This is a genomic window from Acidovorax sp. IB03, assembly GCF_016406015.1.
In the GTDB taxonomy this organism is placed as follows: domain Bacteria; phylum Pseudomonadota; class Gammaproteobacteria; order Burkholderiales; family Burkholderiaceae_C; genus Acidovorax; species Acidovorax temperans.
Genome location: NZ_JAEFCH010000006.1, coordinates 1 through 24,153 on the forward strand (window position 1 = coordinate 1; position 24,153 = coordinate 24,153).

Consider the following 24,153-nt stretch of genomic DNA (forward strand, 5'->3'; position numbering starts at 1 on the left):
CCAATGTGCAGCTTCATGCCGAAATACCATTGCTGGCCTTTGCGTGTCTGGTGCATATCGGGGTCGCGCGCCTTGTCGGCGTTCTTGGTGGAGCTGGGCGCTGCGATGATCGTGGCATCCACGATGGTGCCGGTATTGACCTTGAAGCCGCGCTCCTGCAATTGCTGGCCTACCTTGGCAAACAGGGCTTCGCCCAGTTTGTGCTCATGGAGCAGTTTGCGAAACTTCAGCAGCGTGGTGGCATCGGGCACCCGTTCACGACCCAGGTCAATGCCCGCAAAGCGGCGCAGACTGGCACTGTCATACAGAGCCTCCTCGCACGCCAGATCGGCCAGGTTGAACCAGTGCTGCAGGAAATGGATGCGCAGCATGCGCTCTAGGCCAATGGGCGGGCGGCCGTTGCCTGCCTTGGGGTAGTGCGGCTCTATCACCTGACACAGAGCGGCCCATGGCACTATTGTCTGCATGGTCCGCAAGAACTCTTCGCGTCGGGTGGGTTTGCGCGAATGCTCGAATCCGTTGTCTTGATCTGCGGCCATTGCCAGGGTCTGCTGCTTCATCTGCGGATAACGTTTGACCCCCCTCAACGGTGGACCTTAATCAGCGTTGCCTTAGTCGTGCTTCAGTGATGTGGCGAGGTGCTCAAGCCTTGGTGTCGAGCAGCGCGCCCATCATCCGGTCATTGGTCTTGAGCACTTGCACATTGGCCTTGAAGGCATAAGTAGCGGCCATCTGCTCAACCGCATCCTGTTCCAGGGCTGAGCCTTCCTGCGGCGACCGCTGCACGCTGGCTTGCACGCCAGCGCCGCCAGGGCTTTCGGTTTGCTCAACCACCTGGCGGCGAAAGCCGGGCGTGTTCAGGTTGGCGACGTTGTGTGCCGACGCATCCAGCCGCAACTGTGCTGCCTGCAGGCCAGAATTGCCAATCGATGAAAGACTTGCCACGGTGTGACTCGCAAAGGGTGTATAGAACCTGGATTGTCCGCCCCCTCACGGGCGCTGGCAAGCGGCTGCTGCACTAGCGCTGAGCGGCATGGGTACGGGCCAGGCAGTCCTGAAATGCTTGCGTGGCCCGCGAGGGGGTGGGAGAGCGCCGCACCATGCTCACGAACTTGCACTCGTAGTGGAACTGGTCGGGCTGCACGGCCTGCATGCGGCCGGTGCGTTCAAATGCCTCGGCGTAATGGTCTGGCAGAAAGCCCAGAAAACGGCCGGACAGGATCAGCGTGGCAATCGATTCCTGGTCAAACCCCGTGGCAGCGCGCGTCAGGCGCGCCTCGTGGCTCAGCTCCATGTTGGGCGAGTGGTAGCCCAGCCCGGCAAACGGATAGCTGCGCAGGCTGTCCCAATCCAGGGCCGGATGTTGCGCGCCATACAGGGGGTGGCCCGCACCGCAATACAGCAGCATGGTTTCGGTGAACAGGTCGGTGTAGATCAGGCTTTGGGAGCTGCGGTGGGCCGGGATGATGCCCACGTGGTAGCTGCCGTCCATCACGCCCCGCTCAATGGTGTTGATGGAGCCCACATGCAATTGCAGGTTGACCCCCGGTGCCTGCTCGGCAAAGGCCGCAATCGCTTCACTGATGCGCGCGGCCGGGTTGCTGGCGGTTTTGTCAAACACCGCTACCGCCAGTTGCCCCCCCATGCGCGAATGGATGTCGTCGATGCTGCTGCGAAAAGCGTCCACCGCGCTGAGCAGGCGCAGGGTCTCGTCGTACACCCGCTGGCCCTCGGCTGTCAGGGCAAACCCCGCGCGCCCGCGCCGGCACAGCGTCAGGCCCAGACGCGTTTCCAGGTCTTTCATGTGGCGGCTTACGGTGCTGGTGCCAATGTTCAATTCCAGCTCGGCCGCAGCCATGCCGCCGCACTCGGCCACGCTTTTGAAGACCTGCAGCAGGCGCAGGTCCATGTCGCTGAGCTGGCCCAGCACGGCGCGGTGTTTGGCGGGGGCTGCCACGGGCAGTGCGGTGGGGGTTTTTACTTGCATAAATCCTCAAGTAAACATGGATATTGCTTCATTTGAGAGATTAACACCGCCCCCAACAATGGCGCTTCGTGACCACCGTGTCCGACCGTTTCTATTGCCAGGATATTGCCAGGAGAGAGCCATGAGCTTCGCCGTCACCGACCCTACCCCCACAGCCCCCGTGCGCACCGACGCCGCCTGGCTAGACGCCCACTGGATGCCCTACACCGGCAACCGCCAGTTCAAGGCCAACCCGCGCATGATCGTGGAGGGCAGCGGTGCCTACTACACCGACTCCGAAGGCCGCAAAATTTTCGACGGTCTCTCGGGCCTGTGGTGCGCGGGCCTGGGCCATGGCCGCCGCGAGATCGCCGAGGCCATCGGCAAGCAGGCGATGAAGCTCGATTACGCCCCCGCCTTCCAGTTTGGCCACCCGCTGTCGTTCGAGCTGGCCAACCGCGTGAAGGAACTGACGCCCGCCGGGCTGGACTATGTGTTCTTCACCGGCTCGGGCTCCGAGTCGGCCGACACCTCGCTCAAGATGGCGCGCGCCTACTGGCGCGCCAAGGGCCAGGGCACCAAGACGCGCCTGATCGGCCGCGAGAAGGGCTACCACGGCGTGAACTTTGGCGGCATCTCGGTGGGCGGCATCGTCGCCAACCGCAAGCTGTTTGGCCAGGGCGTCGAAGCCGATCACCTGCCCCACACCCAACCGCCCGCAGGCTCGTTCCACAAGGGCATGCCGCCCACGGGCAAGGAGCTGGCCGACCGCCTGCTGGAAGTGATTGCGCTGCACGACGCCAGCAACATCGCTGCCGTGATCGTCGAGCCCTTCTCCGGCTCGGCCGGCGTGGTGATCCCGCCCGTGGGCTACCTGCAGCGCCTGCGCGAGATCTGCACCCAAAACAACATCTTGCTGATTTTTGACGAGGTGATCAGCGGTTTTGGCCGCTCGGGTGCGTTCACCGGGGCTGAGGCTTTTGGCGTGACGCCCGACATCCTGAACTTTGCCAAGCAGGTCACCAACGGCGCACAGCCCCTGGGCGGCGTGATTGCCAGCAAGGAGATCTACGACACCTTCATGGCGGCAGGCGGCCCCGAGTACATGCTCGAATTCCCTCACGGCTATACCTACTCGGCCCACCCCGTGGCGTGCGCTGCAGGTATTGCGGCGCTCGACATCCTGCAAAAGGAAGACATGATCGGCCGCGTGAAGGCGCTGGCCCCGTACTTCGAGAACGCCGTGCACAGCTTGAAGGGCGCCAAGCATGTGGCCGACATCCGCAACTTTGGCCTGGCTGCTGGCTTCACCATTGCCGCCGTGCCCGGCGAACCTGCCAAGCGCCCTTACGAGATTGCGATGAAGTGCTGGGAAAAGGGCTTTTACGTGCGCTACGGTGGCGACACCATCCAGCTCGCCCCCCCGTTCATCTCTACCTCCGCCGAGATCGACCGCCTGGTCAGCGCCCTGGGCGATGCCCTGCAAGAAACCGCCTGAACTCCTGATTTGATAGCTGCTGGCGCTTGCTAGATAAGCGCTGGCGGCATTTTTTATTTGTAATCATCATGAACCACGACAAGAACGTCACCACCACCATCGGCCACCTGATCGACGGCAAGCTCGTTGCCGACACCGAGCGCACGCAGCCCGTGTTCAACCCCGCCACCGGCCAATCGACCACCAGCGTAGCGCTGGCGAGCAAGGCCACAGTGGAAGCCGCCATTGCCTCCGCCGAGGCCGCCTTCCCCGCCTGGCGCAACACGCCGCCTTTGAAGCGCGCCCGGGTGATGAGCAAGCTCAAGGTTCTGCTCGAAGAGAACGCCGACAAGATCGCTGCCTTGATCACCGCCGAGCACGGCAAGGTGCTGGCCGATGCGCACGGCGAGCTGCAGCGCGGTATTGAGAACGTGGAGTACGCGAGCTACGCGCCCGAGCTGCTCAAGGGCGAGCACAGCCGCAATGTGGGCCCATCGATTGACTCGTGGAGCGAGTTCCAGGCGCTGGGCGTGACTGCAGGCATCACGCCGTTCAACTTCCCGACCATGGTGCCGTTGTGGATGTGGCCCATGGCCGTGGCGTGTGGCAACACCTTTGTGCTCAAGCCCTCCGAGCGCGACCCCACCAGCACCCTGTTCATCGCCCAGCTGGCGCTGGAAGCGGGCCTGCCCCCCGGTGTGCTGAACGTGGTCAACGGCGACAAGCTGGCCGTGGACACGCTGCTGCAAGACCCGCGCGTGAAGGCCGTGAGCTTTGTGGGCTCCACGCCGATTGCCGAATACATCTACGCCGAAGGCTGCAAGCACGGCAAGCGCGTGCAAGCCCTGGGCGGCGCCAAGAACCACGCCGTGCTGATGCCCGACGCGGATGTGGACAACGCCGTGAGCGCCCTGATGGGCGCGGCCTACGGATCGTGCGGCGAGCGCTGCATGGCCATCCCGCTGCTGGTGGCGGTGGGCGACGAAGTGGGCGACGCTGTGATTGCGGGCCTCAAGACCGAGATCGCCAAGATGAAGGTGGGCCCCGGCACCGACAACAGCAACGACATGGGCCCGCTGGTGACGAAGCAGCATTTCGAGAAGGTGAAGGCCTATGTGGACAGCGGCGTGGCCGAAGGCGCCACGCTGGTGGTGGACGGCCGCGGCGTGAAGGTGGCCGGGCACGAGGAAGGCTACTTCCTGGGCGCCTGCCTGTTCGACAACGTCAAGCCCGGCATGAAGATCTACCAGGAAGAAATCTTCGGCCCCGTGCTCGGCGTGGTGCGCGTGAAAACGCTGCAGGAAGCCATGCAGCTGATCAACGACCACGAATACGGCAACGGCACCTGCATCTTCACGCGCGACGGCGAAGCCGCCCGCCACTTCACCGACCACATCCAGGTCGGCATGGTGGGCGTGAACGTGCCCCTGCCGGTGCCCGTGGCCTACCACTCGTTCGGCGGCTGGAAGCGCAGCCTGTTCGGCGACCTACACGCCTACGGGCCGGACGCCGTGCGCTTCTACACCAAGCGCAAGACGATCACCCAGCGCTGGCCCTCGGCGGGCGTGCGCGAAGGCGCGGTGTTCAGCTTCCCCAGCAGCCGCTGAGCACGCTGGTCGCCAGCACGAACGGCCCCTCGCGGGCCGTTTTTTCATGGCTGATTGGTGGGGCGCTGGGGCCCTATGCGCTGGCGGCGGCGGTCCATAGCTTTTATGCATTGGCCCCACCCGAAAACCCGCCTGCACAGGAGCACAATGCGTGCCCTGCCCTTTGAGCTGGCGCTAACCCCGTAAGCAGATACGCTTACTAGGGTTTTCACGTAACGACGCCTACAATCGCAGACCCTTACAGAGCTGACAGCCTTCGCCGGGCATGTGTCCGGTGGTTGCTGCGCCTTATCCCCAAGCTGGAGACACTGCATGCCCGAGAACACCACGGCCCAGAACAACAACCCAGACAAACGTGCCCAGCTGCGCCGCGCGGCACTCGAATACCACGAGTTCCCCAAGCCCGGCAAGATCGCCATCGCTGCCACCAAGCAGATGGTTAACCAGCACGATCTGGCACTGGCCTACTCGCCGGGTGTCGCGGCGCCGTGTGAAGAAATTGTCAAGGATCCCAACGCCGCCTTCAAGTACACCAGCCGCGGCAACCTGGTGGGCGTGGTCACCAACGGCACTGCCGTGCTGGGGCTGGGCGACATTGGCCCGCTGGCCGGCAAGCCAGTGATGGAGGGCAAGGGCGTTCTGTTCAAGAAGTTCTCGGGTATCGATGTGTTCGACATCGAAATCAACGAGAAGGACCCCGAAAAGCTGGTCGAAATCATCGCCAGCCTGGAGCCCACGTTCGGTGGCATCAACCTCGAAGACATCAAGGCGCCCGACTGCTTCTACATTGAGCGCAAGCTGCGTGAGCGCATGAAGATTCCGGTCTTCCACGACGACCAGCACGGCACCGCCATCGTGGTGGGCGCGGCCATCCTCAACGGCCTGAAGGTTGCGGGCAAAGACCCCAAGAAAGTGAAACTGGTGACCTCGGGAGCCGGTGCAGCCGCCCTGGCCTGCCTGGGCTTGCTGGTCAAGCTGGGCATTCCGCGTGAAAACATCTGGGTGACCGACCTGGCGGGTGTGGTGTACGAAGGCCGCACCGAGCTGATGGACGAGGACAAGCGCCAGTTTGCGCAAAAGACCGACCTGCGCACCCTGAGTGAAGTGATCGACGGTGCCGACGTGTTCCTCGGCCTGTCTGCGGGTGGCGTGCTCAAACAGGACATGGTCAAGAAAATGGCCACGCGCCCCCTGATCTTCGCGCTGGCCAACCCGAACCCCGAAATCCAGCCCGAAGACGTGAAGGCCGTGCGCGACGACGCCATCATCGCCACGGGCCGCACGGACTACCCCAACCAGGTCAACAACGTCCTGTGCTTCCCGTACATCTTCCGTGGCGCGCTCGACAGCGGCGCCACCACCATCACGCTGGAGATGGAAATTGCTGCCGTGCACGCCATCGCCGAGCTGGCCCAGGCCGAGCAAAGCGAAGTGGTGGCAGCCGCCTACGTGGGCGAGCCCCTGGCGTTTGGCCCCGAATACCTCATCCCCAAGCCGTTTGACCCGCGCCTGATGATGATGATTGCCCCGGCCGTGGCCCAGGCGGCAGCGGACAGTGGTGTGGCGCTGCGCCCCATCGCCGACATGGACGCTTACCGCGAGCATCTGCAAACCTTCGTGTACGCCTCCGGCACCACGATGAAGCCCATCTTCACCGCCGCCAAGAGCGCCGCCAAAAAGCGTGTGGCCTATGCCGAGGGTGAAGAGGAACGCGTGCTGCGCGCCGCGCAAATCGTGGTGGACGAAAAAATCGCCCGCCCCACGCTGATTGGCCGTCCCAAGGTGATCGCCGAGCGCGTCGAAAAATTTGGCCTGCGCCTGCAGGAAGGGCGCGACTACGACGTGGTCAACGTCGAGAACGACCACCGCTACCGCGATTTCTGGCAAACCTACCACCGCATGACCGAACGCAAGGGCGTCACGGTGCCGATTGCCAAGATCGAAATGCGCCGCCGCCTGTCACTGATCGGCGCCATGCTGCTGCACAAGGGCGAGGTCGATGGCCTGATCGCCGGTACCTGGGGCCACACCAGCCTGCACCTGAACTACATCGATCAGGTGATCGGCAAGCGCGCAGGCGTGACCACCTACGCCTGCATGAACGGCCTGATGCTGCCTGACCGCCAGGTCTTCCTGGTCGATACGCACGTCAACTACGACCCCACCGCCGAGCAGCTGGCCGAAATCACCGTGATGGCAGCCGAGGAAATGATGCGCTTCGGTATCAAGCCCAAGGCGGCGCTGCTGTCGCACTCCAACTTCGGCTCCAGCAACCAGCCCAGCGCCGTCAAGATGCGCCAGACGCTGGAACTGCTGCGTGTGCAGGCTCCCTGGCTGGAAGTGGATGGCGAGATGCACGGCGACGTGGCGCTGGACAGCAAGGCCCGCGCGGCGCTCATGCCCAACAGCGACCTGATTGGCGATGCCAACCTGCTGGTGCTGCCCAACATTGATGCGGCCAACATCTCCTACAACCTGCTCAAGACCGCCGCGGGCGGCAACATCGCCATTGGCCCCGTGCTGCTGGGTGCCGCACAGCCCGTGCACATTCTCACCGCCAGCACCACGGTGCGCCGGATCGTGAATATGACGGCTTTGACCGTTGCGGACGCCAACGCGTCGCGATAACGCATTAAAAGATAGTAAAGACCAACTTTGTTTGGTCTTGCCCCCTGCAGCGCCTGCCCAATATTTGGGCAGGCGCTTGCTTTTTGGGGGGTATTGCGTCACACTACGACCTCGAAATTTCGGGGTTTACCCGTGGTTTCTGAAAGGTGTCGTTGATGCTGAAGGCTATTGCCGCACGGGTTCGCAAGGCTGGAGTTTTGTGGGTTCTTGGTGCTGCGTTTGTGTTGGCTCCGGTGGCGGGTCAGGCCCGCCAAAATCCGTCGGATGCTGGTTCGCTCTCCTCCATTGCGTTGGCCGATCTGCCTGCACAAGGGCGGGCCACCTATGCCCTCATCCACGAGGGCGGGCCCTTTCCCTACGAGAAAGACGGCACAGTGTTTGGTAACCGCGAACGCATCTTGCCGGCACAAAAGCGCGGTTATTACCGCGAGTACACCGTCAAAACGCCAGGTGCGCGTAACCGGGGTGCACGCCGCATAGTGTGTGGAGGCCAGCAGCCCCGGATGCCGGACGCCTGCTACTACACCAGCGACCACTATGCCAGTTTCCGCGTGATCGTCAATTGACTTTCCCCCCAGCGGTGTGTGCCAGCCAGTTTTTGGCGGTGCGCGGCGTGACCTTTGATTTCCCCCGACCGCCAGGTGCCTGAACGGCCTTGCGGAATGCCAGAAGTTTGTGGACTTTATTAAGAAAGAGTAGCGGAGATGCAAACGCCACTTCGTAAAGACCTGGAAACGCCCCTGCGTGGCGTGCGACCCAACATCGTGCAGTCCATTCGCGCCTTTCGCGTGCAAGACCTGCAGGATGCCGCCACTTCCATCGGTCACCATTTTCTGTATGCCAATTTGGCCCATGCACAGACCAAGCAGGATGTGCTGGACCTGATTGCCACGCAGTTCACCTTTCCAGCGCACTTTGGCAAGAACTTTGATGCGTTGTATGACTGCATGACAGACCCCTTGCACAAATCGGGCCCGCAGCCTGGTTTCATCGTGGTGCTGGAACAGATTCCTACGACCGCCAAGTTCGACAAGGAAGCGCGCGAGCAGCTGCTGGACATCTTCCGCGACGCGGCGGACTACTGGAGTGACCGGAAAATTCCCTTCCGGTGTTTCTATTCTTTTCTGTAGCCCGTTCTGCATCCAACAGCCAGGCAGAACGGGCGAACGAGGCTAGTGAAGCACCCAAGGTCCAACGGATTGAAATTGCAGCAGAGCCCGAAGAGAAGATGCCTACCGACAAACTGGTCGATGTGTCGCCCCTGGCATTGCGCATGAGCAGTCCGTTCAATGCGGGGTATTGGCTCAGCGCGGCATAGCTCGGTTCATCCCCCTGAGGCGCTTTGCGCCTTCCCCCTTCTCTCTGCGCGCTTCGCGCTCTGGGAAGGGGGACGACACCAGCGCGGCGGGGCGGCCCTTGCGCGGTGTCTCTCGCCTTGGCCGCGCCAGTTGCGAAGGTGAGTGACGACATTGGCGCGAGCGACTGAAGCCCGGGATCTGCTCCCAGCCTGGTTCGTTCACACCCATTGATGCTTGACTGACGGATTTGGCATCGCATCAAGACCGGTGCGATGTTGGTGGGCTCATCTGCTGCGCGACCAGCCTGAGCCCCTAGACTTTCCCAATACTGATCAAATTGGCCGCTACCGCTTGTCCCGCAAGCGCTAGCAGCTATCAATTTAAGAGCAAATTCACGCCTGCTGTGCCAGTGCCACGTATTCGTCCACGGGCACTTCTTCGGCGCGGCGTTGGGTGTCGAAGGTGCCGGGGAACTGGCGGGCTTCGAGCCAGCGGCCCAGGGTGTGGCGCAGCAGCTTGCGGCGCTGGCTGAAGGCGACTTGCACCAGTTCTTCCAGCAGCGCGACGTTCACCGGCGCGGGTGCCTCGCGCGGCACCATGCGCACCACTGCGCTGTCCACGCGCGGGGGCGGGTCGAAGCTCTCGGGCGGCACGAACAGCACGTTTTCCATCGCGTAGCGCCACTGCAGCATCACCGACAGCCGGCCGTAGTCGCCCGTGGCGGGGCTGGCCACCATGCGGTCGATCACTTCCTTTTGCAGCATGAAGTGCTGGTCCTGGATGGCGTCCACATGCTCCAGCAGGTGGAACAGGATGGGTGTGGAGATGTTGTACGGCAGGTTGCCCACCACGCGCAGGCGCAGGGTGGGCTGGTTCAGGCGCTCGCGAAAGGTTTGGGCGAGCGCGGTGAAATCGACCTTGAGCACATCCGACTCGATCACATCCAACTGCCCGTGCGAACGCAGCCGCGCAGCCAGGTCGCGATCCAGCTCGATCACGGTGAGGCGGCCAAGGCGTTCCACCAGGGGCTGCGTGAGGGCGGCAAGACCGGGGCCGATCTCGACCATGGGGTCGCCCGGCTGGGGGGCAATCTCCTGGACGATGCCGTCGATGATGCCCTGGTCGGACAGGAAGTGCTGCCCGAAGCGCTTGCGTGGGATGTGTTTCATGGTTTTGTCGCCGGGCTGTCCCAAGGCAAAAAGCAGCCCCACGCACTCGCAAAGCGCAGGGAACGCCTGCGTGTGGGGGCATGGAGCCACACGCAGTGGGCGACAGTGGGGGTCACGTTCATTGGGGGGGCTCGCGGTATTCCACGTAGGCGCGGCCACGCAGTTCCTGCGCCCAGGTGGCGTAGGCTTCTTCCAGCTTTTTCTCGCGCACGGCGTCGCGCAGCATGTCGCGCTGCTCGCGCTGGTTCAGTTTGGCCTCGCGGCGGTCCACCAGCTGGATCAGGTGCACGCCAAAGCGCGACACCAGGGGCTCGCTGATTTCGCCGGGGCGCAGGGTGCTCAGGGCCTGTTCAAACTCGGGTACGTAGCGGCCGGGGTTGGCCCAGCCCAGGTCACCGCCCTGCTTGGCGCTGCCGTCTTGCGAATGTTCGCGTGCCAGCGTCGCAAAGTCGGCCTGACCGGCCTGGATGCGGCGGCGGTATTCGTTCAGGCGCTCTGCAGCCGCTGCTTCAGAGAGCTGGGGACCGGTGCGCAGCAGGATGTGGCGGGCGTTGGTCTGCACGACGGTAGGCCCGGAGCCCGCAGCGGAGCGTTCCACCACCTTGAGGATGTGGAACCCGGCAGGCGAGCGCACGGGGCCCACCACGCCGCCCACGGGCAGGTTCTGGGTGGAGGTGACGAACAGCTCGGGGTAGTGGTCGGTCGGCCGCAGGCCCAGCAGGCCGCCATCGCGTCGGCCTTCGGGGGCGTCGGAATATTCCCGGGCCACCTTGGCAAAGTCTTCGCCTGCGCGCACCTTGTCGGCCGCCTCCTGGGCGCGGGCCTGCCGCTCGGCCACCACGTCGGGGCTGGCGTCTTCGGGCACGCGCACCAGCACATGGGCCAGGTTGATTTCTGCCGCGCTGACTTCGCTGCCCTGCTGCTCGCGGATGAACTGGTCAATGTCGCGGTCGCTCACGCGAACCTTGGCGTCCACCTCGCGCTCGCGCACGCGCTGAAGCAGCAGCTGGTTGCGCAGCTCTTCACGGAAACGGTCGCGGTTCAGGCCTTCACTGACCAGGCGGCGTTGCAGCTCGCTCACCGTCAGGCCGTTTTGCTGGGCCACGGCCGCCTCGGCCTGGTTGACGGCGTAGTCGTCCACCTTGAGGTTCATTTCGCGGGCCAGTTGCAGCTGGACCTTTTCCTGAATGATGCGCTCCAGCACCTCGCGGGCGATCAGCTCACGTGAGGGGCGGGGAGCGTTGCCGCCCTGCTGTGCCAGTTGCTGCTCAATGCGGGCCACGCGCGAACGCACTTCATAGTTGGTGACGGGCTCGGAGTTGACGATGGCCACGATGAAGTCGGCCGAGCGGGGGCCGGTGTCTGCCGCAGAAGGGGTGGGCAGTGCCAGGGGCGCCTTGCCGGCTGGCGCGGCGGCACCCGGGGTTTGTGCCAGGCCCTTGCTGGCTCCACTGGAGGGGCGCAGCCCCTGCGCCAAGGCGCTTTGGGATGCGAGGCAGGCCAGGCTGGCCGCCAGGGCCAAGGTCATCACGCGGTGGTTCATGGCTGTGTTGGTTTAGTCGTAGTTGCTGAAACGGCTGGGCGCACTGACCTGGTCTCGCAGGTACTGGTAGCGCGGCACGTGTTGCTTGAAGGTTTCCAGCGGGCTGGAGCCCAGGCTCAGGCGAGAGAAGCCCACGAATTCGATCTGGAAGAGCAGCCGGGTGTTGGAGGTGGAGGTGCTGTTTTGCAGGCGTTCGAGCACCACGCGGCCAATCCAGCAGCAGCTGTCGTATTCCAGGCCCACCACGGTGTCCACAAGCTTGCGGTCCTGCATGCTGTAGTTCAGGCGCGCCACGCTGTACCAGCGGCCGCCGCCTTGCCCGCGCCCGGCTCCCAGGTCCTGGCCCTTGTCGCCCCACAAGTCGTTCAGAGGCCATTGCCATCCGATGTCGATCTGCTCGCTGGTGCCACGCTGGAAGCGGTAGGCGGCGCTGACGGTGCGGTAATTGCCGGGGCTGTAGCGGGCGCTGAGGGTGGAGCGGATGGAGCGCTGCGTCTTGGGGTTGTACTGCACCAGCGAGTCAAACGCCCACTTTTGCGTCCAGTTGATGCCCGCGCCCACCAGCACGTCCGACAGGCGCTCGCTCACCGGTGCCATGCCCGGCAGGGTCACGTCCTGGTCGGAAAAGCGCAGGCGCTGGGCGACGCCAAAGCGCACGTTCTCGGCCCCGGTGTCCGGGTCGAGCAGGCGGGTGGTCACGCCCAGCGTCAGCAGGTTGTTGTCGGCGATGCGGTCATTGCCGCCATAAGCGTTCTCGGTGTAGACCGTGGCGAAGTTGAAGTCGTTGGCGGCGGTGTCATACACCGGCAGGCGGCTCTGGTCGCTGAAGGGCGTGTAGGTGTAGAAGGCCCGGGGCTCCAGCGTCTGCAGGAACGAGCGGCCGAAGAAATTCGCGTCGCGCTCAAACACCAGCCCGCTGTCCACACTGAACGTAGGCAGGGTGCGGCTGGCCGAGCGCGAGCCGTTGGACAGGGCACTGTCGAACTGGTACTGCGTGGTGTGCAGCTGCAGCTTGGGCGTGACGAAGCCGCCGGGCGACAGGAAGGGGCGGCTGATCTGGGCCAGTGCGTACGAGCGGTCGGCATTGGGCTGGCCGGTCAGCGCGCGTGCCGCTTCAAAGCGCGTGGTGTCCAGCTCCACACTGGCGTCCAGCCCGCCGGGCAGGGCGGATGGCGTGTAGCGCCAGCTCAGCTGCGGCATGCGGTCATACGGCGGGACGATGGGCGAGGTGACATCCTGCAGCGTCTGCCACTTCAGGGTGCGCACCTGGGCCGAGAAATCGCCCGAGCCCCAGCTCAGCATGGCGTCGTTGGGCAGCAGGCGCTGGCGCAGCGGCTCTGAGGCGCGGCCAAAGTCGCGCCAGTAGTTGTCGTCGCTCACCCGGTTGAGGTTCAGGTTCAAACCCAGCCCGCCAATGCTCGAATCAATCACGCCCTGGTGCTTGGCGGTGATGCCCCAGCGTTCGCGGTCGCGCAGGCGGTCGCTGGGCATCACGTCGGCGTTGATCTCGCCCTGGTACGTGGGCTCCAGGTAGCGGAACTCGCCGCCAAGGTTGGCGCCGCGCTTGGACATGAGCGCCGCGCGTAGCGTGGCGTCGCGGTTGGGGGCAATGTTCCAGTAATAGGGCTGCGTGTAGTCCAGCCCGTCGCGGCTGTCCAGCCCGATGGTGGGCGGCAGCAGGCCGGACTTGCGCTTGTCCGACAGCGGGAAGGTGATGTACGGAATGGGCAGCACCGGCACGCCCTGGAACTCCAGCACCGCGCCCTCGGCCGTGCCCACCTCTTCCTCGTTGTCGATGCGGATCTTGTCAGCGCGCAGCACCCAGGCGGGGCTCCAGCTGGCTTCGTTATCGCGCTGGCAGGTGGTGTAGGTGGCGCTGTGCACCAGCGCGCGGTCGCGGTCAATGAAATCGACCCGGTTCGCCTCGCCGTGGGCCTGGGTGGCCAGCAGGCGGTAGCGGGCGTCGGTGAAGAAGCCTTCAAACGCATCCACCCGCAAATCCAGGGCCGAGCCTTCGTAGCTGTTGCCTGCGCGGTTGATGCGCACGTTGCCGCGCGCCTTGGCCAGGTCTTCAGGCACGTTGTAGTCGAGCCGGTCGGCGCGGATGACGGTATCGCCCCGGCGCAGTTCGGCGTTGCCTTCGATGGTGGCGTTCAGATCCGTCTGGCCGCTGATGCGGTCACCGGTGACGAACACCGGCAGTTGCGTGCGCACTGATTCGGGAATGGTTTCCTGCAGCGCGGGCGACTTGCGCAGCGTCAGTGGCTCGTCCCAGGCGCTGGGGGCAGCGGCCTGCGCCTGCGCGGCCAGCGGCAGCCCGCACCAGGCCAGCGCAATGCAATACGCCAGGGCCCGGGGAACGGGCGGGCGCAACCGCAAAGCGGCTGCCGCAGCGGGCCGGGTCCGGGGGGGGGAGGTCTGCGCGGTGATGGGCTGGCTGCGTGGCACGTGGGCGTTGGGGGCGAGGGCAGATGGAATCACCCGCGCCGGCCGCAGGGGCCACGGGGCGGGTTTTAAAATCCGATTATCCATGAGCCACCCCTCTTCCCCCCTTTCTCCTTCCCGCCCTGATTCTTCCGCCGCTGGCAGCGCTGCTGCGCCTGCCCCGGTGGTCTGGGCCGACCCTGCCCGCCGTGCGGCTTTTGAGGCCTGGCTGGCCCCGCTGGTGGCCAGCCACCAGCTGCTGCCGGCCACGCTGCGCCCCGCCTCGGCCGACGCGAGCTTTCGTCGCTACCTGCGCATCGACACGGCCCAGGGCGCCAGCTGCATCGTCATGGACGCCCCGCCCGACAAGGAAAACTGCCGCCCCTTCGTGCAGGTGCAGGCCCTGATGGCCGAGGCCGGACTGAACGTGCCGCAGATCCTGGCCTGGGACGAAGCCGGGGGCTTCATGCTGCTGACGGACCTGGGCAAGCAGACCCTGATCGAGCTGCTGCAGCCCGAGAACCCCCAGGCCGCACTCCAGTGGTATCTGCAAGCCACCGATGTGCTGCTGGACTGGCAAAAGGCCTCGCGCCCCGGCGTGCTGCCTGCGTACGACGAGCCCTTGCTGCGCCGCGAGCTATCGCTGTTCCCAGACTGGTACCTGGCCCGCCACCGCGGCGTGACGCTGACCGACAAGCAGCAGGCCACGCTGGACAACGCCTTCAACCTCATCGTGGCGCACAACCTGGCCGCGCCCAGCGTCTTTGTGCACCGCGATTTCATGACCAGAAACTTGATGGTGCCGTTGCAAGAGGGCGGCCCCTTGGCGGTGCTGGACTTTCAGGATGCCGTGTACGGCCCCATCACCTACGACATCGCCAGCCTGCTGCGCGACGCCTTCATCAGCTGGGAAGAGGAATTCGTCATCGACGTTACCGTGCGTTACTGGGAAAAAGCCCGCAAGGCCGGGCTGCTGGGGGCCCACAGCGCCAGCGGCTGGGGTGCGGACTTTGGCGAGTTCTACCGCGCGGTGGAATGGATGGGCCTGCAGCGCCACCTCAAGGTGGCCGGCATCTTTGCCCGCCTGACCCTGCGCGACGACAAGCCCAAGTACCTGGCCGACGCCCCGCGCTTTTTGCACTACATCCGCTCCACCGCCAACCGCTACCGCCAGCTGGGCCCGTTGCTGCAGCTGGTGGACGAGATCGAGGGCACCACACCTGTCACCGGTTTCGCGTACGGCCGTATGTGAGGCTGTCCTTCTGGTTTTGAGTCAAATTGGCCTCCAGCGCTTATTGAGAAAGCGGTGGCAGCTATGAAAGTAATAGTAGATGCCCCGCTTCCACTGCCCCGCTGATCTGGCCCCCGGTGCCGAAATCGACCTGCCCCCCGGTGCTGCGCGCCATGTGCAGGTGCTGCGCCTGCAGCCGGGCGATGGCATCACCCTCTTTAACGGCGGGGCCGATGGCCCGGGCGGCGAATTTGAGGCCACTGTGCTGCGCATGGGCCGCAGCGACGTGCGCGTGCAGGTGGGCGCCCACCACGCCGTTGAGCGCGAAGCACCTCGCGCCATCCACCTGGTGGCGGGCATCACCGCCAACGAGCGCATGGACTGGCTGGTCGAAAAAGCCACCGAACTGGGCGTGGCCAGCATCACCCCGCTGGTGGCCGAGCGCAGCGTGCTCAAGCTCAAAGGTGAACGGGCCGACAAGAAGCTCGCCCACTGGCAGGCCGTGGCCGTGGCCGCGTGCGAACAATGCGGGCGCAACCGCGTGCCCGTGGTGCACGATGCGGTGGATTTGGCGGGCTGGGTGCGCGCCCACCCGCAGCCGCCTGCAGACCCTGCAGCCCCCCTGCGCCTGCTGCTGTCGCTGCGCGAAGGCACGCGCCCCCTGCTGCAGGCCGCGGCCGGGGCGGGCCCGGTGTGGTTCCTCTCGGGCCCTGAAGGCGGCCTGAGTGCCGCTGAAGAAGCCCTGGCCGTGCAGCACGGCTTTGCGCCCACCACGCTGGGCCCCCGCGTTCTGCGGGCCGAAACCGCACCGCTGGCGGCCCTGGCTGCGCTCACGCTGGTCTGAACGCTGGGGGCCTGCTGGCGACCCGCAGCCCGCTGGGGCGCAGGGATTGGAGTGGCGTGGAAGACCTCGCCTGGCCGGGCAGCGCATTCAGTGCTTGCTGATGTGCCTGTGCGCCGTAGAATTTGCCCAGAACAGCGATAGCGAGCGCATCCTCACATGCGCCGGGCCCTGCGCCACGGTGTGAGGCCATGCACCACAACAGCGGGGGGAGACCACTTGCATCTGAGCGCGTACTGGCGGCGTTGGGCCGACTGGATGCTGACCACCGACAAGCGCCAGCGCATCCGCCTGGCCATGTCGGGGCTCGCGGCGTTGCTGATGGTGTTCTGCCTGGTGGTGATGAACTCCGTGGCCGCTGCCGGCCTGGCATCCACGTCCGAGGTGCGCGTGTGGACGGCGTGCTCGGTTCTGGGGCTGATTGCCGTGTACGCAGCCATTCGCAGCGGCTGGTCGCGCCGCTTCAAAGACCCGGCCCTCACCCTGGCGCAGATCCTCTACGCCATCACCTGCTGTGCGGCGGCGTTTGTGATTGCCGGGCCTGCGCGGGGCGTCACGCTCCCCATCCTGGCCATCATCCTCATGTTTGGCATCTTCGGGCTCACCACCCGGCAGATGCTGGGCGTGCTGGTGTACAGCCTGGTGGCGTTTGGTGTGGCATCGGGCGTGGTGGCCGCGCGCGACGAGCCTGATTACCCCCCTGTGGTTGCTGCGGCTTACGTGGGCATGGTGGTCGTGGTGCTGCTCAGCAGCACCTTCCTCACCACCCGCGTGCAATCGACCCGCGAGCACCTGCGCCGCCAGAAGGCCGAACTGGCGCAGGCGCTGGAGCAAATCCGCCAGCTGGCCACGCACGATGACCTGACCGGCCTGCTCAACCGCCGCGCCATGCTCGATCGCATGCAGCTGGAGCAGCGCCGCAGCCTGCGCAGCGGCTCGCCGCTGCTGATTGCCCAGCTCGACATTGACCACTTCAAGGCCGTCAACGACACCCACGGGCACGCCGCTGGCGACCTGGTGCTGCAGAGCTTTGCCGATACCGTGCGCCGCAATGTGCGCGACACCGATGTGCTGGCCCGCTGGGGGGGCGAAGAGTTTGTGCTGCTGCTGTGCGACACCCCCGCCGCAGACGCCGTGGCCCTGATGGAGCGCCTGCGCCAGGCCGTGCAGGCCATGCAGGTGCCCGTGGCGCAGGGCGGCCAGCCCATTACCGTGACGGTGTCCATTGGCCTGGCGCGGCACACCCCTGCCGATCCTTTGGCGGGCACCCTGGAGCGTGCCGACCAGGCGCTCTACGCCGCCAAGGCCGGGGGGCGCAACCGCGTGGTGCCTGCACCTTGCCTGCGTTGATGCCTGTCATCGGCATGCGGTAGCGTGGGCCCCATTGCGCTGGGCCACAATGCCGCCTCGCAGCGCTGCACCCATCCCCTGGCCGTTTTCACCTTCGCCCCCATGACCGAAAGCACCTCTTCGTCTGAATTCCAGTGCGACACCCACGGCCCCGCCGAGGCCACCTACCTGTGCGCCCACCTGCTGGAGCAGCCGGTGCAGACCTGGTACTGCGACCCACCTTCGGCCGACCAGCCCCACCCCGATGCCTGGTGCGCCGCGTGCGAGCGGCTGTTCCAGCAAGAGGGTGAATGGAACGAGCGCAATGAAGGCGGGCTCGACATCCGCGCCGTGTGCCACCACTGCTACGAAGATGCCCGCGCCGCCAGCGTGAAGGCCATGTCCTCCGAAACCCAGGCCCTGTGGGTGGATGCCGTCACCGCCTGCCATGAACGGCTCTCCGAACGCCAGGCGCTGCTCTCCGCCACACACAAGCTGGCCACCCACGAGCGCTGGGATTACGACCAGGAAAGCGCCACGCTCACCTTCTCCAACGCGGGCGTGCCAGCGGTGGTGGCCGATGTGGAGTTCATCGGCTCCATCTCGAACACCAGCGGCACCTGGCGCTGGTCGTGGGCCAACTTCCACCTGCACCCCAACGTGGTGGGTCGCATCAGCGCCGTGCGCGAATACGGGCGGGAACACCACTTTGCCCCGCTGGTGGTGCCGCAGTGGAAGGCCGATGTGGTCGATGCCTGGGAGCTGGCGGGCGTGGCCGCCTACGTGCTGGAGGCCCAGGGCGTGTACCGCGCGCCCACCGACAACGGCTACCTGTTCATGGCCATCATGGGCATTCGTAGCGCTGCGTAGGCGGGTGGGTCAGCCTGCCTCTTCCGCGTCTGCCGGAAACCGCACACTGAAGCGCGCCCCTGGTGGGTTCTGGCCGGGGTGGGCGTCTTCCAGCAGCACCTCGGCATGGTGTTTGGCCGCAATCTCCATCACGATGGGCAGGCCCAGGCCCGAGCCATCGGCTTCGCTGCCCAGCGCCCGGTAAAAGGGCTGGAAGACCAGTTCGCGCTCGGCCTCGGGCACGCCGGGGCCGGAGTCTTCCACCTGCAGCATCAGCACCTGGCCAAAGGTGTCGGCCAGCACGCGGGCCGTGACCACGCCCGGCTTTTCGGCGGTGGACGGCGTGTAGTTGATCGCGTTGTCTACCAGGTTGCGCACCAGCTCCTTGAGCAGCGTGGGGTTGCCGCTGAGCTGCACGCCGGGCGAGCCAGGCTCGGCACCGTCGTAGCCCAGGTCGATGTGCTTGTCCATCGCGCGGGGCACGGAATCGCGCACCACCTCGATCGTCAGTTCGGCCAGATCACACGGCTGGCGTGCAATGCCCGCGCTGCTGCCTTCGGCCCGCGCCAGCGCCAGCAACTGGTTCACGGTGTGCGTGGCGCGGATGCTGGAGCGACCGATGTGCTGCAGCGAGCGCTTGAGTTCTTCCGTGCTCGTGCCCTCACGCTGCGCCAGGTCGGCCTGCATGCGCAGCCCCGCCAGCGGCGTTTTCAGCTGGTGGGCGGCGTCGGCCAGAAAACGCTTTTGCGTGGCCAGCGATTCGTTCAGCCGCGTGAGCAGGTCATTCACCGACGACACCAGCGGCGCCACCTCCAGTGGCACAGTGCGGTCGTCCAGGGGCGAGAGGTCGTCCGGGCTGCGCGCGCGAATGCGCTGCTCCAGCTGGTTCAGCGGCTGAATGCCCCGTGCCAGCGCCAGCCACACCAGCAGCACCGCCAGCGGCAAGATGACAAACTGCGGCAGCATCACGCCCTTGATGATTTCCGTGGCCAGCACGCTGCGCTTCTCGCGCGTCTCGGCCACCTGCACCAGCGCCAGCGGCCCGCCCTGCAGCGGCAGCCGCACCCAGATGTAGGCCACGCGAATCTCCACCCCGCGCAGCTCCGCATCGCGCAGGCGCACCTCGCCGGGCAAGGGGGTTTCTTCGGCGGGGGGCTCGGGCAACTCGCGCTCGCCCGAGAGGAATTCACCCCCCGGCCCCATCACCTGGTAGTAAACGATGTCGGAGTCATCCGCGCGCAGGATCTCGCTGGCCGGCTGCGGCAGGTTGAACTGCACCCCGCCCTTGCCGCCATCCGCCGGTACGCCCACCAGCTGGGCCAGGGCGTGGGCGTTGTATTCCAGCGCGCGGTCAAACGGCTTGTTGGCCAGGCCTTGCGCCACCAGCCACGTCAGCGCCAGGCTCACCGGCCACAGCAGCAGCAGCGGCGTCAGCATCCAGTCGAGGATTTCGCCAAACAGCGAGCGCTGCTCGCGCTGGAAGATTTTCAAGATTTAAAGCCTTTTAGCCTTTGGCGCTTGTCTGCAAAGCGCTGGCAGCTATCATTTTTGATGCAATGGGCTTCTGGGCTACGTACCGCCGTTGCCGCTGACACTGGCGCGGCCCAGGCCAGCGCACCCGTGGAGCTGGCTTTGCCAGGCCACCGGGTGCGTCCCCTTGGGGGGAAGGCGCAAAGCGACTCAGGGGGGCCTCCTATCCAGGGATCTTTTCCAGGCAATAGCCCAGCCCGCGCACCGTGGCAATGCGAATCGGGCCCTTCTCGATCTTCTTGCGCAGGCGGTGGATGTAGACCTCAATCGCATTGTTGCTCACCTCTTCGCCCCACTCGCACAGGCGCTCCACCAGCTGCTCCTTGCTCACCAGGCGGCCAGCGCGTTGCAGTAGCACCTCCAGCAGGCCCAGCTCGCGGGCCGACAGCTCCACCATCTTGCCGTCAATGGTGGCTACGCGCCCGGCCTGGTCGTACACCAGCGGCCCGTGCTTGATGGCACTGCTCGCCCCGCCCATGCCCCGGCGCGTGAGGGCACGCACCCGCGCTTCCAGCTCCTGCAGGCTGAACGGCTTGGCCATGTAGTCATCCGCGCCATAGTCCAGCCCCTTCACCCGCTCTTCCACGCTGTCGGCCGCCGTGAGGATCAGCACCGGCAACGCCGAGCCGCGACTGCGCAGCTTCTTGAGCACTTCCAGCCCATGCATCTTGGGCAGGCCCAGGTCCAGAATCAGCAGGTCAAACTCGTTGTTGGTCAGCAGTGCCGCATCGGCCTCACTGCCACTGGCCACATGGTCCACCACCGCCCCCGAAGCCCGCAGCGTGCGCAGCAGGCCATCGGCCAGCACTTGGTCGTCTTCGGCGATAAGGATGCGCATGGGGTGTCTCCTGGGGCGTGGACAGCGCTGCTCAGACTTCGCAGGCTGCATAGTTTTGTGGATTTTAGGGCGGCGAACGTGGAGCTATTGGGGGCCGGTTAGTTCGCTACAACCATTCGGTTGTGCTTCGCAAATCAAGAGTTTTCTGGCAAGACTTCAATGTCTTGAATATCTTGCATGATTGAGATGTTCTCGCGGCTGTCGTGCCATCTGGGTCCGTCGAAAAGGCGCAACTCGCACTCGAACTACTCAAGTCTGCTGTTTTAGAGCTCGCTCAAGCCAACCCCGATGGCATCACGAATTCCGACACGGCGAAAACCTTGGGATTGCAGAGCAACTACTTGGGTGGCTCCAAAGACTACCTGTCATGGAGCCTACTTGGTCTTCTCATGCAAGAGGGAAAGATGGTTCGTGGCGATCACAAGAAGCACAAGGCAACGGTTAAATGAATTCTTCCTCGTCCTTTGACGTGCTCCAACTGGGCATTTGAGTCGCCTTAACCCCCGCGCGGATCCGTCCCCAACAACTTCTCCGTCAAAGCCTTCAAATCCCCCTGCAGCCGCGCCATGCCCTCCGGGTGCATCGCCAGCGTGCTTTCGTCCATGTACAGCTTGCGATTGATCTCCAGCTGGATGCTGTGCCGATGCTGGGCGGGGTTGCTGTAGCGGCGCACCAGTTCCACGCCTTTGTAGGGGTGGTTGTATTCCACGCTGTAGCCGCGCTCTCGCAGGTGTTCGCACACCAGGGCTGACAGGGCGGGGCTGGCAGTAGTGCCGTCGCGGTCGCCCACCACAAAGTCGGCGTGCACCAGGCCCGGAAAGTCGGTGGCGTGGCTGGCCGAGATGGCCGGCATGGAGTGGCAGTTGATGTGGATGCTGTAGCCGTAACGGGCGTGGGCGGCGTCAATGGCCTGGGCCACGGCGGCGTGGTAGGGGCGCCAGCAGCGGTCGATGCGGGCGCGCACCTCTTCTACGGTGAGCAGGCGGTTATAGATGGCCTCGCCTTCGTCGGTGAACTTCCAGATCAGGCCCTTGCCCAGGCGCACTTTGTTCAGCACCTTGGGGTCGGTGGCTACGGGGTCGGGCCAGGGGGCGTCAAGCAGGGTGGTGTCCAGCTCCAGGGTATCGCGGTTGGCGTCCAGGTAGATGCGGGGGAAGTGGGCTTCGACCCAGGCCACGCCCAGGGCGGGGGCGAATGCGTAGATTTTTTCGACGTGCGTGTCTTCGGCGCGGCGCAGGGTGGGCAGGCTGCAGGCGGAGCGGAAGTCGGCCGGGTAATGGGTGCCGCTGTGGGGCGAGTCAAACACCAGGGGCGTGGTGCCGGGCACGGTGCTGACCATGGCGGGCTGCCCAGGCGTGCCGGTGGCGCCGGGCTGGGCTTGCTGGAGGGGTGGGTGAATCAATGGGAAGGCTGCATGCATAGGCAAGGCTGTGTGGGTGGGGGCGGCTGGCCGGGCCGCCCGGACCGGCATTGGGGCATGAACTGTGTTGCCCAGTATGCCGGTTTGTGGCCAGGGGGGTGATGGGGTTAGTTGGGGGGCATGGGTCAGTCGCTGCCCCCCGCATAGGCCTCCAGTCCAATCGCCACCACGGTGGCAACGTCGTTGCCCACTTCGGCGCGGAACTCTGCTTCGGCCTGCGTTACCGCATCCCGAAACCCTTGCAGCCACGCCAGTCCGGTGGGGGTGAACAGCACGCGGCGCGCCCGGGCATCGTGCGGGTCGGGCCCGCGGGTGACCAGGCCCCAGGCCTCGCATTGGTCTACCAGCTGCGCCATGGATTGCTTGGTCATGCCCGCGCGCTGGGCCAGGTCGGTCAGCCGGTCGCCCCCCAGGGACAAGTGCCGCGTGAGGTGGATGTGCGCGGCGCCCACCTGGTCGCGTGCGGCCAGGTTGGACAGGGCCAGGGGCACTTCCACATTGCGCGCCATGAGCTGCAGCACCCGTGCATCAAAGCGCCGCATGGCGTGGCCCAGCAGCCTGCCCAGGTGGGTCTGGCGCCAGGCATCGTCGGGTGGGGTGGTGCCGGGGGGCGTGGGGTGCATGGTGGACTGCAAGTCGGTATCTGGAGGGGGTTGGTAGATGGTAAGGCAAACTGACTAAAAAATTGTTTACTTGGCCATTTTGCGCATCTACATTACTGGTCAAGCAGCCAGTGCTGTTGTTAATAACAGTATTTTGATCACTGGCCCACCCGATCACTTCGTTTTATTCAGGAGCCCTTCCATGGACGTCAAAGGTACCAACCCCGCCCTGCCCGTGAACACCGAAAAGGCCAAGGCCTTGGCCGCAGCGCTGGCGCAGATTGAGAAGCAGTTTGGCAAGGGCACCATCATGCGCCTGGGTGAAGGCGAGGCCATCGAGGACATCCAGGTGGTTTCCACCGGCTCGCTGGGCCTGGACATTGCGCTGGGCGTGGGTGGCCTGCCCCGCGGCCGTGTGATCGAAATCTATGGCCCTGAATCGTCGGGCAAGACCACGCTGACGCTGCAGGTGATTGCCGAGATGCAAAAGCAGGGCGGCACCTGCGCGTTTGTCGATGCCGAGCACGCGCTGGATGTGCAGTACGCCCAGAAGCTGGGCGTGCAACTGTCTGACCTGCTCATCAGCCAGCCCGACACTGGCGAGCAGGCGCTGGAGATTGTGGACAGCCTGGTGCGCTCGGGCGCTGTGGATCTGATCGTGGTGGACTCGGTGGCTGCGCTCACCCCCAAGGCCGAAATCGAAGGCGAAATGGGCGATGCCCTGCCCGGCCTGCAGGCCCGCCTGATGAGCCAGGCGCTGCGCAAGCTCACGGCCACGATCAAGAAGACCAACTGCACGGTCATCTTCATCAACCAGATCCGCATGAAGATCGGTGTGATGTTCGGCAGCCCCGAAACCACCACGGGCGGTAACGCGCTGAAGTTCTACGCCTCGGTGCGCCTGGACATTCGTCGCACCGGCACCATCAAGAAGGGTGACGAAGCCATCGGCAACGAAACCAAGGTGAAGGTGGTCAAGAACAAGGTCAGCCCCCCCTTCAAGACGGCGGAGTTCGACATCCTGTTTGGCGAGGGCATCAGCCGCGAGGGCGAGATCATCGACATGGGCGTGAGCGCCAAGATCATCGAAAAGAGCGGTGCCTGGTATGCCTACAACGGCGAGAAGATCGGCCAGGGCCGCGACAACGCCCGCGAGTTTCTGCGCGAGAACCCTGACTTGGCGCATGAGATTGAAAACAAGGTCCGTGAGCAACTGGGCATCGCCCTGTTGCCTGCGGCATTGGCGGCAGCCAGTGCTGCAGACGAGGCGTAAGCCGAGTGGACCGCAGTTTCACTAAAACAAGGTCCGTGAGCAACTGGGCATCGCCCTGTTGCCTGCGGCATTGGCGGCAGCCAGTGCTGCAGACGAGGCGTAAGCCGAGTGGACCGCAGTTTCACTAA

Annotated in this window: 20 protein-coding genes; 10 read left to right on the forward strand and 10 right to left on the reverse strand. The window is 65.1% G+C overall.

Translation table 11 applies throughout. The annotated features are described in order from the left end of the window. The 3 genes from IHV84_RS04950 to IHV84_RS04960 all read right to left on the reverse strand — a co-directional run. A partial coding sequence (locus IHV84_RS04950; RefSeq protein ID WP_198846058.1) for an IS5 family transposase occupies nucleotides 1-560 on the reverse strand: 560 nt, incomplete at its 3' end. Nucleotides 561-642: 82 nt separating this feature from the next. Continuing rightward, nucleotides 643-945 (reverse strand): flagellar basal body protein, encoded by a 303-nt coding sequence (locus tag IHV84_RS04955; protein ID WP_044399549.1) that lies wholly within the window; start codon nucleotides 943-945, stop codon nucleotides 643-645. 73 nt (nucleotides 946-1,018) lie between these two features. Beyond that, nucleotides 1,019-1,987, reverse strand: coding sequence for a LysR family transcriptional regulator (locus IHV84_RS04960; protein ID WP_198846059.1), 969 nt, complete (start codon nucleotides 1,985-1,987; stop codon nucleotides 1,019-1,021). A gap of 121 nt (nucleotides 1,988-2,108) precedes the next feature. On the opposite strand from IHV84_RS04960, the gene IHV84_RS04965 reads away from it, so the two are divergent. The 5 genes from IHV84_RS04965 (at nucleotide 2,109) to IHV84_RS04985 (ending at nucleotide 8,808) form a co-directional block, all read left to right on the forward strand. Beyond that, complete coding sequence (locus IHV84_RS04965) at nucleotides 2,109-3,464, forward strand: aspartate aminotransferase family protein (protein WP_198846060.1); 1,356 nt, start codon at nucleotides 2,109-2,111, stop codon at nucleotides 3,462-3,464. A gap of 68 nt (nucleotides 3,465-3,532) precedes the next feature. After that, nucleotides 3,533-5,050: a CoA-acylating methylmalonate-semialdehyde dehydrogenase gene (locus IHV84_RS04970; RefSeq protein ID WP_198846061.1), complete on the forward strand. Its 1,518-nt coding sequence runs from the start codon at nucleotides 3,533-3,535 to the stop codon at nucleotides 5,048-5,050. 312 nt (nucleotides 5,051-5,362) lie between these two features. After that, nucleotides 5,363-7,678: an NADP-dependent malic enzyme gene (locus tag IHV84_RS04975; protein WP_044395100.1), complete on the forward strand. Its 2,316-nt coding sequence runs from the start codon at nucleotides 5,363-5,365 to the stop codon at nucleotides 7,676-7,678. Nucleotides 7,679-7,833: 155 nt separating this feature from the next. Further along, entirely contained in the window at nucleotides 7,834-8,244 is a 411-nt protein-coding gene (locus IHV84_RS04980) for a ribonuclease domain-containing protein (protein ID WP_044395099.1), read from the forward strand. 138 nt (nucleotides 8,245-8,382) lie between these two features. After that, nucleotides 8,383-8,808 carry a barstar family protein gene (locus tag IHV84_RS04985; RefSeq protein WP_044395098.1) on the forward strand — a complete coding sequence of 142 codons (426 nt, stop codon included), beginning with the start codon at nucleotides 8,383-8,385 and terminating at the stop codon, nucleotides 8,806-8,808. A 560-nt stretch (nucleotides 8,809-9,368) separates the two neighbouring features. Here IHV84_RS04985 and rsmA read toward each other — a convergent pair. From rsmA to IHV84_RS05005, 3 genes are all read right to left on the reverse strand, one after another. Then, nucleotides 9,369-10,145: a 16S rRNA (adenine(1518)-N(6)/adenine(1519)-N(6))-dimethyltransferase RsmA gene (rsmA, locus tag IHV84_RS04995; RefSeq protein ID WP_142082671.1), complete on the reverse strand. Its 777-nt coding sequence runs from the start codon at nucleotides 10,143-10,145 to the stop codon at nucleotides 9,369-9,371. A gap of 118 nt (nucleotides 10,146-10,263) precedes the next feature. Beyond that, complete coding sequence (locus IHV84_RS05000) at nucleotides 10,264-11,688, reverse strand: peptidylprolyl isomerase (protein WP_198846063.1); 1,425 nt, start codon at nucleotides 11,686-11,688, stop codon at nucleotides 10,264-10,266. 12 nt (nucleotides 11,689-11,700) lie between these two features. Then, entirely contained in the window at nucleotides 11,701-14,220 is a 2,520-nt protein-coding gene (locus IHV84_RS05005; protein ID WP_084600985.1) for an LPS-assembly protein LptD, read from the reverse strand. On the opposite strand from IHV84_RS05005, the gene IHV84_RS05010 reads away from it, so the two are divergent. From IHV84_RS05010 to IHV84_RS05025, 4 genes are all read left to right on the forward strand, one after another. Then, entirely contained in the window at nucleotides 14,219-15,364 is a 1,146-nt protein-coding gene (locus tag IHV84_RS05010) for an aminoglycoside phosphotransferase family protein (protein ID WP_198846064.1), read from the forward strand. The genes IHV84_RS05005 and IHV84_RS05010 overlap by 2 nt on opposite strands. 79 nt (nucleotides 15,365-15,443) lie before the next feature. Next, the gene (locus tag IHV84_RS05015; protein ID WP_198846065.1) at nucleotides 15,444-16,187 is read left to right on the forward strand and encodes a 16S rRNA (uracil(1498)-N(3))-methyltransferase; all 744 of its coding nucleotides are present in this window, start codon (nucleotides 15,444-15,446) and stop codon (nucleotides 16,185-16,187) included. A gap of 216 nt (nucleotides 16,188-16,403) precedes the next feature. Then, a complete protein-coding gene (locus IHV84_RS05020; RefSeq protein ID WP_370541196.1) occupies nucleotides 16,404-17,534 on the forward strand; it encodes a GGDEF domain-containing protein in 1,131 nt (376 codons plus the stop codon). Between the two features lie 102 nt (nucleotides 17,535-17,636). Beyond that, nucleotides 17,637-18,383 (forward strand): DUF6882 domain-containing protein, encoded by a 747-nt coding sequence (locus tag IHV84_RS05025; protein WP_066694341.1) that lies wholly within the window; start codon nucleotides 17,637-17,639, stop codon nucleotides 18,381-18,383. Nucleotides 18,384-18,392: 9 nt separating this feature from the next. On the opposite strand, the gene IHV84_RS05030 is transcribed toward IHV84_RS05025, so the two are convergent. From IHV84_RS05030 to IHV84_RS05045, 4 genes are all read right to left on the reverse strand, one after another. After that, nucleotides 18,393-19,853, reverse strand: coding sequence for a sensor histidine kinase (locus IHV84_RS05030; RefSeq protein ID WP_198846066.1), 1,461 nt, complete (start codon nucleotides 19,851-19,853; stop codon nucleotides 18,393-18,395). 202 nt (nucleotides 19,854-20,055) lie between these two features. Beyond that, nucleotides 20,056-20,730 carry a response regulator transcription factor gene (locus tag IHV84_RS05035; RefSeq protein WP_198846067.1) on the reverse strand — a complete coding sequence of 225 codons (675 nt, stop codon included), beginning with the start codon at nucleotides 20,728-20,730 and terminating at the stop codon, nucleotides 20,056-20,058. A 496-nt stretch (nucleotides 20,731-21,226) separates the two neighbouring features. Beyond that, nucleotides 21,227-22,150, reverse strand: coding sequence for an N-formylglutamate amidohydrolase (locus IHV84_RS05040; RefSeq protein WP_198846068.1), 924 nt, complete (start codon nucleotides 22,148-22,150; stop codon nucleotides 21,227-21,229). A 125-nt stretch (nucleotides 22,151-22,275) separates the two neighbouring features. Further along, nucleotides 22,276-22,773, reverse strand: coding sequence for a MarR family winged helix-turn-helix transcriptional regulator (locus tag IHV84_RS05045; RefSeq protein WP_044395080.1), 498 nt, complete (start codon nucleotides 22,771-22,773; stop codon nucleotides 22,276-22,278). A 181-nt stretch (nucleotides 22,774-22,954) separates the two neighbouring features. Between IHV84_RS05045 and recA the strand changes: the two genes are divergently transcribed. Beyond that, nucleotides 22,955-24,025 carry a recombinase RecA gene (gene recA / locus IHV84_RS05050; RefSeq protein ID WP_044395078.1) on the forward strand — a complete coding sequence of 357 codons (1,071 nt, stop codon included), beginning with the start codon at nucleotides 22,955-22,957 and terminating at the stop codon, nucleotides 24,023-24,025. Nucleotides 24,026-24,153: the final 128 nt, after the last annotated feature.

Excerpts from the sequence above, each read along its gene's own strand:
- IHV84_RS04960 (WP_198846059.1), bottom strand. The coding sequence starts at position 1,987 with ATGCAAGTAAAAACCCCCACCGCACTGCCCGTGGCAGCCCCCGCCAAA.
- IHV84_RS04965 (WP_198846060.1), top strand. The coding sequence starts at position 2,109 with ATGAGCTTCGCCGTCACCGACCCTACCCCCACAGCCCCCGTGCGCACC.
- IHV84_RS04970 (WP_198846061.1), top strand. The coding sequence starts at position 3,533 with ATGAACCACGACAAGAACGTCACCACCACCATCGGCCACCTGATCGAC.
- IHV84_RS04975 (WP_044395100.1), top strand. The coding sequence starts at position 5,363 with ATGCCCGAGAACACCACGGCCCAGAACAACAACCCAGACAAACGTGCC.
- IHV84_RS04980 (WP_044395099.1), top strand. The coding sequence starts at position 7,834 with ATGCTGAAGGCTATTGCCGCACGGGTTCGCAAGGCTGGAGTTTTGTGG.
- IHV84_RS04985 (WP_044395098.1), top strand. The coding sequence starts at position 8,383 with ATGCAAACGCCACTTCGTAAAGACCTGGAAACGCCCCTGCGTGGCGTG.
- rsmA (WP_142082671.1), bottom strand. The coding sequence starts at position 10,145 with ATGAAACACATCCCACGCAAGCGCTTCGGGCAGCACTTCCTGTCCGAC.
- IHV84_RS05000 (WP_198846063.1), bottom strand. The coding sequence starts at position 11,688 with ATGAACCACCGCGTGATGACCTTGGCCCTGGCGGCCAGCCTGGCCTGC.
- IHV84_RS05010 (WP_198846064.1), top strand. The coding sequence starts at position 14,219 with ATGAGCCACCCCTCTTCCCCCCTTTCTCCTTCCCGCCCTGATTCTTCC.
- IHV84_RS05005 (WP_084600985.1), bottom strand. The coding sequence starts at position 14,220 with ATGGATAATCGGATTTTAAAACCCGCCCCGTGGCCCCTGCGGCCGGCG.
- IHV84_RS05015 (WP_198846065.1), top strand. The coding sequence starts at position 15,444 with ATGCCCCGCTTCCACTGCCCCGCTGATCTGGCCCCCGGTGCCGAAATC.
- IHV84_RS05025 (WP_066694341.1), top strand. The coding sequence starts at position 17,637 with ATGACCGAAAGCACCTCTTCGTCTGAATTCCAGTGCGACACCCACGGC.
- IHV84_RS05035 (WP_198846067.1), bottom strand. The coding sequence starts at position 20,730 with ATGCGCATCCTTATCGCCGAAGACGACCAAGTGCTGGCCGATGGCCTG.
- IHV84_RS05040 (WP_198846068.1), bottom strand. The coding sequence starts at position 22,150 with ATGCATGCAGCCTTCCCATTGATTCACCCACCCCTCCAGCAAGCCCAG.
- IHV84_RS05045 (WP_044395080.1), bottom strand. The coding sequence starts at position 22,773 with ATGCACCCCACGCCCCCCGGCACCACCCCACCCGACGATGCCTGGCGC.
- recA (WP_044395078.1), top strand. The coding sequence starts at position 22,955 with ATGGACGTCAAAGGTACCAACCCCGCCCTGCCCGTGAACACCGAAAAG.